At 45.2% G+C, this 11,867-nt stretch carries 9 protein-coding genes; 4 read left to right on the top strand and 5 right to left on the bottom strand.

Annotated features, from left to right (window positions below; genetic code table 11):
* Nucleotides 1-36: 36 nt before the first annotated feature.
* The 3 genes from B3X18_RS08875 to B3X18_RS08865 form a co-directional block, all read right to left on the bottom strand.
* Entirely contained in the window at nt 37-1,566 is a 1,530-nt protein-coding gene (locus tag B3X18_RS08875) for a DHA2 family efflux MFS transporter permease subunit (protein WP_005027456.1), read from the bottom strand.
* 6 nt (nt 1,567-1,572) lie between these two features.
* Nucleotides 1,573-2,721: an HlyD family efflux transporter periplasmic adaptor subunit gene (locus B3X18_RS08870; RefSeq protein ID WP_005027458.1), complete on the bottom strand. Its 1,149-nt coding sequence runs from the start codon at nt 2,719-2,721 to the stop codon at nt 1,573-1,575.
* Nucleotides 2,722-3,018: 297 nt separating this feature from the next.
* Nucleotides 3,019-3,519, bottom strand: coding sequence for a thioesterase family protein (locus B3X18_RS08865; RefSeq protein WP_034670996.1), 501 nt, complete (start codon nt 3,517-3,519; stop codon nt 3,019-3,021).
* 105 nt (nt 3,520-3,624) lie between these two features.
* Between B3X18_RS08865 and hemB the strand changes: the two genes are divergently transcribed.
* Both hemB and B3X18_RS08855 read left to right on the top strand, forming a co-directional pair.
* Nucleotides 3,625-4,638: a porphobilinogen synthase gene (hemB, locus tag B3X18_RS08860; RefSeq protein ID WP_034671009.1), complete on the top strand. Its 1,014-nt coding sequence runs from the start codon at nt 3,625-3,627 to the stop codon at nt 4,636-4,638.
* 15 nt (nt 4,639-4,653) lie between these two features.
* Nucleotides 4,654-5,787, top strand: a complete 1,134-nt coding sequence (locus tag B3X18_RS08855; protein ID WP_005027466.1) for an NAD(P)/FAD-dependent oxidoreductase — start codon at nt 4,654-4,656, stop codon at nt 5,785-5,787.
* Nucleotides 5,788-5,797: 10 nt separating this feature from the next.
* Here B3X18_RS08855 and B3X18_RS08850 read toward each other — a convergent pair whose 3' ends face one another.
* A complete protein-coding gene (locus B3X18_RS08850) occupies nt 5,798-6,712 on the bottom strand; it encodes a TIGR01777 family oxidoreductase (protein WP_005027467.1) in 915 nt (304 codons plus the stop codon).
* Nucleotides 6,713-6,730: 18 nt separating this feature from the next.
* Nucleotides 6,731-7,186 (bottom strand): ABZJ_00895 family protein, encoded by a 456-nt coding sequence (locus tag B3X18_RS08845; RefSeq protein ID WP_005027469.1) that lies wholly within the window; start codon nt 7,184-7,186, stop codon nt 6,731-6,733.
* A gap of 455 nt (nt 7,187-7,641) precedes the next feature.
* Between B3X18_RS08845 and B3X18_RS08840 the strand changes: the two genes are divergently transcribed.
* Together B3X18_RS08840 and B3X18_RS08835 are read left to right on the top strand one after the other, a co-directional pair.
* Entirely contained in the window at nt 7,642-8,904 is a 1,263-nt protein-coding gene (locus B3X18_RS08840) for an exonuclease SbcCD subunit D C-terminal domain-containing protein (protein ID WP_005027472.1), read from the top strand.
* Nucleotides 8,901-11,867 (top strand): AAA family ATPase (locus tag B3X18_RS08835; RefSeq protein WP_286935417.1); only part of this gene is annotated, 2,967 nt, incomplete at its 3' end. The genes B3X18_RS08840 and B3X18_RS08835, both read left to right, overlap by 4 nt.

Raw genomic sequence — 11,867 nt, 5'->3', positions numbered from 1 at the left:
AAATAATAAAAAACCAGGCCAAGCCTGGTTTTTTCATCAGTGTGTTGGCCCCGCTGCAGCGCCTGTTTTTGGTTTTGGACACAACCAGATAATCAGGCCAGATACAACAAATACCAGTGAAAATAGTAAAAACACATGGTCAGCCGCTAATGTGAGTGCCTCTTTGTTTACCAGGTTGGAAATCATCGCTAAAGCACCTTCCGGACTCATACCACTTTGGACTAATGTATGTTGTGCCGGTTCAGGGTTCAAGCTCGACACAATTTCACTGCGTGCCAGTTTGGCATGATCATCCCACATCGTGGCAGACATAGAAGCACCTATTGCACCTGCCATCGTTCGCATAAAACTCATCAGACCAGCAGCAGAGGCTATTTCCTGAGGCAATACCGATGCCAGAGCAATATTCGACAATGGAATGAAAAAAAATGGCACTGCAAAACCTTGTAGAATCTGTGGAATTGCCAATGCCATAAAGTCTGCTTCCGAGGTCCAGAGTGCTCGCATAAAGGTTACTCCGCCCAAGACTAACAGACCGAAACACGCCAAGGCACGCTGATCATAACGGGTAGAAAGCTTGGCAACCACAGGAGACATGGTCAGGCTGCCAAAACCCATTGTTGCTGTCACATATCCGGCCCAAGTCGCAGTATAGCCAATATTGATCTGTAGCCACTGTGGAATCAGCACAATACTGCCAAAAAATGCACCAAAACCAAACGATAAGGCCAGTACTGAAATCGTGAATCCCCGATGCCTGAAGACCCGTACATTTACGATCGGATTATGTTCGGTAATTTCCCAGATTAAAAATACGATAAATCCGGCAATCGCAACTGCAGCCAGACTGTTGATAATATTGCTGTGAAACCAGTCATGTTCATGACCCAGATCCAACATCAATTGCAGGGCACCAATCCAGATTACCAGCAGGATAAGTCCGATATGATCAATCTTGAGCTTATTTAATGGAGTTTCAGCACTTTTGAGTAGGCTCACTGCTCCTAAAGCGCAAATAATACCGACTGGAATATTAATAAAGAAAATCCAGTGCCAGGAAATATTATCACTGATTGTACCGCCAAGAATTGGTCCAAGAATTGGTCCAATGACGGTAGTCATCGCCCAGAGACCCATCGCCTGTGCATGTTTTTCCTGCGGGAAAATCCGCATAAGCAGAGTCTGGCTCAGTGGCATGATCGGCCCGCCAAAAAGCCCCTGCCCGATACGGCAAATGACCAGCAAGGCCAGGCTGTTTGAAAGGCCGCATAATACTGAAAAGACAGTAAACCCGATGACGCAGGCAACAAAGGTACGGACCACTCCAAAGCGGCCAGCCAGCCAGCCGGTTAATGGTACGCAGATTGCTTCGGCAACAGCATAGGAAGTAATTACCCAGGTACCTTGTGTACTTGAAACAGCAAGGCTTCCAGTAATATGTGGTAATGAGACATTGGCGATGGTGGTATCAAGGACCACCATAAAGTTAGCCAGTGCCAGCACCAGCGCTGCAATCAGCAGCCGTCCGCCTTTAAGGTCGGCAAAAGGTGTGCTTTGGCTATTCATATTGAATTACCTGGTCAGGTCAACCGTTGCGTTCATGGACAGCCCTACCCTGAGCGGATGCTGTGCCAGCTCTTTCGGGTCAAGTGCAATCCGTACTGGTAGACGTTGAACCACCTTGATCCAGTTTCCTGTGGCATTCTGGGCTGGAATTAAAGCAAAAGCAGCTCCAGTTCCCCCGGAGAAGCCTAAAACCTTGCCATGATAAACCACCTCATCACCATAGAAATCTGATATCAGCTCTACAGCCTGACCGGTTCTGACTTTTGCCAGCTGACTTTCTTTAAAATTAGCATCGACATAAAGCTGGGCCACAGGAACCACCACCATGAGTGAGTTTCCTGGCGCTACACGCTGTCCGACCTGCACATTACGGCGGCTAACCACACCATCAAGTGGCGCATGTACTTCTGTCCGTTCCAGATCGAGCATCGCCTGCTCTACCCGTGCCTGGGCAATCAGCACATCAGGAGTAGAGCGTTCAGTAGCACCGCGAATCAGTGCTTCGTTGGCGGCCAGTGTGCTTTGTGCTGCTTTACGGTTAGCCTCAGCTTGAGACAGCCCCGCTTGTGCCAAGGTCAAGCTAGCTCGTGCGGTATCTAACACGGTTTGCGCACTGCTCATTTCTTCTTTGGAAATTGCGCCTGTTTCTGAGAGCTTGCGACGGCGTTCATAATCAGCCTGAGCCTTAGCAAGATCAGCCTCTGCCTTCTTAACCTGTGCCTGAGCACTGGCAATCTCATCAGCGCGTACCGACACCTGTGAATTTAGGGACTGGCTGTTGGCCGAGGTTTGGTTATATTGTCGTTTGGCTTTGGCTAGTTCTGCCTGTGCCTGCACCAGAGCAATTTTGGCATCACGCGGATCAATACGTACCAGTACATCTCCCTGTTTGACTTGTTGGGTATCCTTGACCAGCACTTCTGTAACCTGTCCGTTCACCATAGAGGTAATCTGGGCAGTATCGGCCCCTACGTAGGCATTATCTGTAGAAACCGAACGGCTGGCAAAGTACATCCACAATGCATAGATCAGCACCGCGACAATAAAGAGAATCGCTACAATTTTAAGAAGTTTTTTTCTTTTATTGGGAGGAGGGAGATCGCCAGAAGAAGTGACTTGCGCCGGGTCGAGATCATGAGCTTGAGCATCAGTCATAGGCTATTCCTTTTGAATATGGACCAAAGCACTGTATGGATGAAAAGACCTTGTCTGGAGCCTATCCAACTTTTATTTGGGGCTTGTTTTTCATGCAGGGCTTTGGAGAAGGAGATGGATTTTAATGCAGCTTTAAAATAAATGTCGCAAAAAAAATGTAACTGGCAAGTTCTCTTTATATGAGAAAGCTCTGCCGATTCTCCAAATAGAAACTACAATTTTAAAGAAGTTTTAGCATTTAACTCCAAAGCCGGTTTTATCTCATCTGCATCAGGCCATCTTGCTTTAACTGTTTTTCTAATAGGCATAAGACGCAATTGCTGTGGCAATCGCCTTGTTTTCATCATTGATCATAGTCATACGCATGGTACAGCCTTTACGTCCTAATCTGAGCGTTTCAGCACGGGCAATAAAATGCTGTCCACGGCCCGGAGCCAGATAATCAACCCGCATATCAACAGTCGCCAGTCGGGAGACTTTTTTAATGGTATCTACCAGTTGCTCTGCAGGCGCGCGCTTATATAGCTCACCCATGGCGACAATACCACCGATACTGTCCAGCAAAGTTGCAGCCACACCGCCATGCAGAATCTGGAAAGCCACGTTACCGATCATATAAGGCTGCATTTCAATGTAACCCTCAATTTGCCCTTCAATGACCCGCATAGTCATGCCATTATGCTGAAAATAGGGAGAACTATTAAATGCCTTGCATAACTGTTTGAGCACCACATCAATATCGACTTTCGAGCCCAGATGAATATTGCCAGTCCAGCTTTTATTTGTCTCGTTAACCATTTGCCCGAATTACCTTTATTGAATAAATAAATAAATACCGTCGCCCTAAACCCAGATTATGGGTCTACAATAGTGGGTAGTTTAATACTGATGATCGAGATTGTTATGACTTATACGTTCAATCGTCCTGCATTTCCTGCCACCCGCATGCGTCGTATTCGAAAAAATGAAAAAATGAGATCAATGGTCAGGGAAACGCAACTAACAGCTGATCATTTGATTTATCCCGTATTTGTGTTACCTGGACAAAATCAGAACCAGGATATTCCAAGCATGCCGAATGTACAGCGCCTCTCTGCAGACCTATTACTAAAAAAAGCGGAACGTCTTCTGGAACTCGGAGTTTCCAAGCTGGCATTATTCCCGGTGACGCCTCAAGAAGATAAAAGCCTGACAGCTGAGGCTGCATGGCATGAAGATGGTCTGGTGCAAACTACTGTTCGCCTGCTGAAAAAAGAGTTACCTGATATGGTACTTATCACGGATGGTGCACTTGACCCGTATACGACTCATGGCCAGGACGGTATTATTGATGCTAGTGGCTATGTACTTAATGATGAGACTGTAGAATGCCTGATCAAGCAGGCATTAAGCCATGCTGAAGCAGGTGCAGATGTAATTGCACCGAGTGACATGATGGATGGACGCATTGGTGCAATCCGTCAGGCGCTTGAAGCCAATGGACATATTTATACCAGTATCATGGCCTATTCAGCAAAATATGCTTCTAGTTTCTATGGCCCTTTTCGCGATGCGGTAGGCTCAGCCAGCAATCTGAAAGGTGGGAATAAATATAATTACCAGATGGACGTAGGTAACCGTGCCGAAGCCCTGCATGAAATTGCCCTAGACCTGCAGGAAGGTGCAGACATGGTGATTGTCAAGCCAGGTATGCCATATCTCGACATTGTTCGAGAGGTGAAAGATACTTTCGGTGTACCTACTTTTATTTATCAGGTAAGTGGCGAATATGCGATGCTGGCAGGCGCGATCCAGAATGGCTGGCTGTCCGACAGTGCCATCCTTGAATCATTACTTTGCTGCCGTCGGGCTGGTGCGGATGGAATCTGGACCTATTTTGCTGAAGAAGCAGCGCTTAAACTTAAAGCCATGCAGTAAAATTCGGACAGGATAATGAAGATTGCCATTATTGGAGCCGGAATCAGTGGACTGCTTACGGCACTTGAGCTTATAGAACAGGGCTGTTCAGTTGATATTTTTGATCAGCCCTACAGCGGGAGTGCCTCTTGGGCAGGCGGTGGAATCCTCTCTCCAATGTATCCCTGGCGTTATGCACCCGCCGTAAACCAGCTGGCTCAATTTGGCAAAGCTTTATACCAGGAATGGAACCAGAAGTTGCAACCGGTTTCAGGAATAGATTTTCAGATTCATGAAACCGGTATGCTGATTTTTGACCAGGAAGATTTTAGGCAGGGCCTGAGTTATAGCCAGCAATTTCAGGAGCCAATGCAAATCTGTGAGCTTGTACAGCATGAGCGGCTTCGTCAGATTAATCCGCATATTGCATCTGGTTTTAAAGAAGCCCTCTATTTCCCTCAGCTTGCTAATATTCGTAATCCACGGCTATTACAATCCATTCAGAATTATTTAAAAACGCATCCTAACGTGCAGTTTTTCGAAAATACAGCAATTCAACAGCTTGATATTCAACATGGACAGATTGTAGCTGTACGAGACCAGAATCTTCGTAGCTTCCAGGCCGATCAGTTTGTACTGACTACAGGTGCCTGGTCTGAACAGTGGTCTAGACAGTTAAATATCCAGTTACCGGTACAACCGGTACATGGACAGATGATTCTGTTCAAGACACCGGAGAACTGGTTACCGACCATGTGCATGAACCGGGTAATGTATCTGATACCACGTTCTGATGGCCATATTGTCTGTGGTTCGAGCATGGCTCATCAGGGTTTTAATACTTCTATAAATTCTCAGACTTCAGAAAGTATTTTAACTGCATCTCTGGAAATGGTGCCTGAACTGGCTCAATTTCCTATTGTGAAACAGTGGGCTGGACTGCGTCCCGGTTCTCCAGAAGGTATCCCTTACATCGGAAAAATACCGGATATTAATAATTTATGGGCGAATTTTGGGCACTTCCGTAATGGTCTCTGCATGGGACCTGCATCTGCCCGCCTGCTGCGTCAGCTCATTCTTAAGCAGCCGCCCCTGGTTGAGCCTCAAGTTTATTCACCTGAACGCTTAATTCCTCAAAGCTATGATAGGGTTCACTCAACGGCCAGCTAAAAGCAGATGATCATTTCTCATCTAAAAGATCGGTAAGTGCACTATTTAAATCTGGATATTGAAACTCAAAGCCTTGTTCCAATAAAGCTTGAGGCATTACAAACTGCCCATTTAATACCAGTTGTGACTGTTCACCCAGCATTGTTTTCAATACACAGGCTGGCATACTCAACAATGGTTTTTTATGTAATTTAGCAGCAGCTATTTCAGCAAATTTTCTCTGAGTGCCCTGTTCTGGCGCTACCAGGTTATAGACTGCCTTTGCCTCACGCTGCTGTAAAATAAATGTAATGGCACGCACCACATCATTAATATGAATCCAGGTTATCGGCTGAAGGCCATGACCGATCTTGCCGACCAGATTAAAACGGATTGGCATAAGCATCTGTGGCAATATCCCGCCGTTTCTGGCAAAGGCTACTCCAAGCCTGATAATACTAACCTGTTGTCCGGGATTGTTTTTTGCCTGATGTTCCCACCGCTGACATAGCTCGGACATAAAGATATCCTGCGGCGGTGAGCTTTCATTACAGTATCCGCTCCACTGTTCTTGTGGATCAATACCATAGTACCCTATCGCAGAACCTGAAATGATGCGATGTGGCTGTATCCTGTTCTGTTGTAGCCATTCAAATACTTGACGTGTTGTCTCAATCCGGCTATTGATCAGTTCAAGTTTGCGCTTTTCTGTCCAGCGTGACTGGCCAATATTCTCACCTGCCAGATTAATTACATAATCAATCGGTTCCTGACTGATCTGTTCCAAACGGTGAATATATCGCAAACCGGCCTGAGAAGAGCTTCTATTTGGATTACGTGTCAGACCAATCACCTGATAACCCTGCTGAATCAGGTAAGCAGCAAGATGTTGGCCAATAAAACCGCTGGCACCGGTGATTAATACCTGTGGTTTCTGCTGCATCATGTAGTCCTCTTATATTTTTTAGTCAGATGAGCCAAATTTATGCTGAGCCATACGCTGGGCTTGTGGTCCATAGAACCAGTATGTCAGTAAATATAAAGGAATGGCCATGAGCAGACACATAATTACAACCAGACTCAAAAATTGCGGGTGCTGAAGATACAGCATAAAATTCTGCCATATTTCCGGATCTTTTCTTGAAAACCACACTAAACCTAGAACCAGAAAACTCAGGTTATAACCCCAAAATATCAGGGTAAATCCCAAAGTCAGCCTTTTTCTTTCCCGCTGGCTTGGCGCACGGCCCTGTTGATTTAAAAACTTGTATAGGGTAATGATCATCGCGGCCATATAAGGAATAATAGTCAAGATACCGCCCAGACCCGCCGGTAATAATGCAGCGACCACGCCTACCACTAAGGTAAGTCCCAAACACCAAAGGAAAAACTGCAAATAATATCTTGTAAGCGAGGGCATTTGACCAGTCCTAAAACAACAGATTTTTTTCAGTATAAGCCGGATAAAAAGTTTTTTTAATTTTTTTGCATTTCTTTGTCAACCAAATCCGAGGACATTACGTTATATAGGGTACAAGGCCAGCAGCAACCGCAAACGATGCATGGCATCCGCATCTGTTTACGGTGGCCTTTACTTATCAAAGCAATAACTTGAACTTCATGGCGAGTGTATATCTTGGTATCACTCATCGAAGTTTCCTTCCTTGGCCGACGATTTACTCATCACTCGAATCGTCGGCTTTTATTTTGCCTGTATATTTTAGCTTGCTACTTTAAAACCCTTTATTTCTATTTATTTATCCTTATAAGTTTTAAGCTGACATACAATAGATTATCTGCTGGCAACTAGCCAAGTACAGGCGGAAATGCTTATAGTATAGCCTTGCAGTGGTAGCATTGAGTTTTGGGGCAGGCATGGCGGTACGTTTTTTTCATACTTCAGATTGGCACTTGGGGCAGTTTTTCTATAATCATTCGCGGCAGTATGAACATCAACAGTTTCTGACCTGGCTTATAGAACAGATTAAAGACAAACAGCCACATGCGCTACTAATTGCTGGTGATGTTTTTGATGTGATTAATCCGGCATCTAGTGCTCAAAAGCAGCTCTATCAATTTCTGGCCGATGCGCACTCTGCTGCTCCCCATATGCAAACCCTGATGATTGCCGGCAACCATGACTCTGGTTATCGTCTTGAACAGGTTGAACCTTTACTTGAGAAATACAATGCAAAAACAGTCGGTATCGTGCGCTGGAATACCGAGCATCGTCTTGATTTCGACCGGCTGATTTTACCTATTCATAATGAATATCAAGAAATAGTTGCCTGGTGTATTGCACTGCCCTTTTTACGCCCGGCTGAAATTACCGGTCATGGTGAAGCAACCCAAGACAGCCAGCAGGCAATCGAATACATACATCAGGCACTTATTAAGGAGGCCTTGCAGCGTAAAACTGCAGATCAGGCATTAATTCTTATGTCTCATGCACATATGCAGGGTGCTGATGAATCTAAAGAGTCGGAACGGCCCATCATTATTGGCAACCATGAAGCACTTTCGACTGAACTGTTTAGCCCTGAAATTGATTATGTGGCTTTGGGTCATCTACATAAACCACAGAAAGTCCAGTCTCCACATGTCCGTTATAGTGGCTCTCCGATTCCTCTTTCATTTAGCGAACTCAACTATAAACATCAGGTACTTGAGGTCAATATTGATCCGGATCTATCTGAGAATAGACTCGAGATGAATCCGCTTTATATTCCGCGTACTGTACAGCTACACCGCTTGAGCGGTGAACTCGATGAGGTATTAACGCAGCTTACCTTACTACCTGCAGGAGAAATTTCTGATATCGACCAGCGTGATTATCTTGATATTGAATATTATAGCCTGACTCCGCCTCCACCTGACTTACGCAAAAAAATTGAAGATCTGCTCCCACCCGAGCGCTATCGGCTGGTGCGGATTAGCCGAAAATATTTACAGCAGAGTTCATCTGAAGTTCATGCATCTAAAATTGATCTGGCACCGCCAACCCCTGAACAGCTCTTTGAACAGTTATGGCAAAAAATGGGCTATAGTCAGGATGAACAGGTCAAGCAAGATTTTATGACACTACTGCAAGATGCACAGCAGTCAGAACATAAAGTGAAAACGGCGGATAATACATGAAAATTGTACGCCTAAAACTCCAGAATCTGGCTTCTTTGGCGGGTGAACAGGAAATCGATTTTGAGGCTGACCCTCTACAGCATGCTGGTCTGATTGCTATTACTGGCGCCACAGGTGCAGGAAAATCGACCCTGCTGGATGCGATGTGTCTGGCATTATTTAATAAAATTCCCAGATTAAAAACCCATGAAGGTAAGCTCAAGGATGTCAGTGGCCAAGACGTACAGATTGATTCAACTCTCAATATCCTGCGGCGAGGAACAGCCCATGCCTATAGTGAGCTTGAGTTCATCGCCCAGAACCAGAAACGCTATATTGCCCGCTGGGAATTAAAACGTGCACGCGGACATGCCGAAGGTAAATTACAGGCAGTGCAGCGTGCATTGGTCTGTGTCACTGATGGCAACATGCTTACAGACAAGGCTAAAGAGTGTGATAAACAGGTATTGGAGCTGATTGGCCTGAGCTTTGAACAGTTTACCCGGGCCGTACTTCTGGCGCAGTCAGAAGTTGGAGCTTTTTTAAAAGCCAAAGACAATGAGCGGGCTGACTTACTGGAATACCTGACCAATTCCAATATTTTCAGTCTGGTGGGTAAGGCTGCGTTTGAACGGACCAAAATGGTCCGGATACAGCGAGAAAAATTAAATGAGCTGATTGGCCATGTAGAGCTGCTCAGTACTGAACAGATGGCGCAACTCGAAGATCAATATAAAGCACGACAACAGCAAGTGCAGCAACTTGAGCAACAGCGCCAGATTTTAAGAAATGAGCTGCAATGGCATAAAAGTCACGACCTGCTCTACACTCAGATACAGGCCAAGCAGGAGTTTTATCAGGTCCAGCTGGATGCCAACCAGAAGCTGGGTGAACAGCGCCAGCGTTTACAACAGCTTGAGCAGTTCGCCTCCATTCGTCCAGTCCTGCTTCAGCAAAAACGCTGTGAGCAGCAATTGCAGAATCTTGAAAAACAAATTTCTCAACACCAGCAGTTGTTCCAGCAGGTTTGTGAAGAGTATCAGACAGCACAAAAAAGCTGTCAGGCAGCCAGAACTGCAGTAGAAGATGAAAAGCTGCGTCAGAACCAGCTAGCTCCCTATTTGAATCAGGCCAAGCAGTTATTGGACCAGCGGAAGCTAATTGAGAGTCAGTATACGCAGATACGCAATAAACTTAAGGAAAAAACTGCTGAACAACAGCAGCAACTTGAACAGTTACAGCAGGCACAGCAACAATATCAGCAGCTGGAAAATATACAGCAGCAACTACAGCAGCAACTTGCACAAAGCCAGCAATTGTGCGGTTTTGATAGTGAACCGCAAGCTAGTTTACAGCACCTGAAAGCCTATATAGCTCAGGCTCAACAGGCATCGGAACTGTACACGCAAGATCAAATTGTCCATCTTCAAATCCAGCAGGATTCAATTGAACAGCAACTTCATAAACTGGTTCAACATGCAGGTAATGCCAACCAGCTTGAGAAAGAACTGCGTGATTTGTATCAGCAGCGTGAGCAACAGCTGGAACGCACCTATCAGTTTGAACAGCTCCAACACCAGCTGGAACGTTGGCAGATACACTATAGTGAACATCAAAGCCTCGACCAGAATATTCATCAATTAAAAAGTGAGATTCAAGAGCTGCACACTGCAATGCTGGAACAGCACTCAGCTTATGAGCATGACAAGAAAGAGCGTGAACTGTTACAGAAGCAATTACAGCAACAGCGTCTACTCTTTTCAGAAAATATTGAGCAGTTACGTGCAGCTCTGCAGCCAGATGAACCGTGTATGGTCTGCGGCAGCCAGCAGCATCCTTATCGTGAACAGCAGCATTCACTTGAGAAATCATTGCTGGCTATACAGGAACAGCAGGAAAAAAATTATCTGCAAAAAGAACAGGAGGCTCAAAATCAGTGGCTGGCTGCCCGGCAGCAATATCTAAAACAGGAAACCGTCCTGTCACATTTGCAGCAACAGCAGCAGTACTCTCTTGAACAGATACAGCAATTACAACAGCAGCTTCAGCACAAATACAGTTTTTCCGGGCTAGAGCTTCTATGGGAACAGCCCCCCGAACAATTGCTTTTAAAACTAGGAGAGCTACAACAGGTTCAGCTTAAAGTACGTGAACAGCTTGATTTTAATATTACAGAAACTCAAAAGACCCAGTCGCAGTATAATGAATTGGTTCGGCAACTCGAAAAGCTTCGAGCACAATGTACCCGTGCACAGCAATTACAACAGCTCGCTACTCCAATTTTAGAGAAACTGCCTTCAAGTCAACATTCAGACTGGCATGACAATAGCCTTCAAGAAGCACAACATATTTATCAGGTCTTCCAGAATCGCTTGTTACAGCTTGAGCAGCTAAATACTCATAAAGGCTCAGTAGAGCAGCTAAACCTAAAATTACAGCCTCAACAGCTTCAATATCAATATTTAAATACGCAAATTGTTCAATTAGAGCAAGAGCTGGAACAGCTCAAGCAGCAAGGTCTAGATAATGTTGCACAGGTTAAAGAATTAACGCTGAAAGTTGCCGGACAAACTTATGAACAGGCCCAACATTGGCTGGATGACCTTACGCAACAGCTTTCCATACTGGAACAATCCTGCTTGGAAAAACAGCAATATTTTGAAGGACTTCAGCAAAACTATCAGCAGCAGCAATCCAAAATTTCTCAATTTCAGGCGACCCGGCAGCATGTTCAGCAGGAATATACGAATATATATGCCCAAGTTCAACACTGGCTCAATGATCATCCTGACTATTCCCCTGAACTGATTGAGTTTTTAGTATTACAAGATGCGACAGAAGAACAGCGAATACGTCAACTGATTCAGGCGAACGATCGGGGTCTATCTGAGGCAAAAACTGCCTTAAATACCCTACAGGAACAGTTTGAACAGCATTTTGCGACCAAACCGGCCCATGAGTTTGAACAGTTACAGAATTTGCTT

The organism is Acinetobacter sp. UBA6571, assembly GCF_002434085.1.
GTDB lineage: Bacteria > Pseudomonadota > Gammaproteobacteria > Pseudomonadales > Moraxellaceae > Acinetobacter > Acinetobacter radioresistens.
This window is presented reverse-complemented; position numbering and strand designations above follow the sequence as displayed.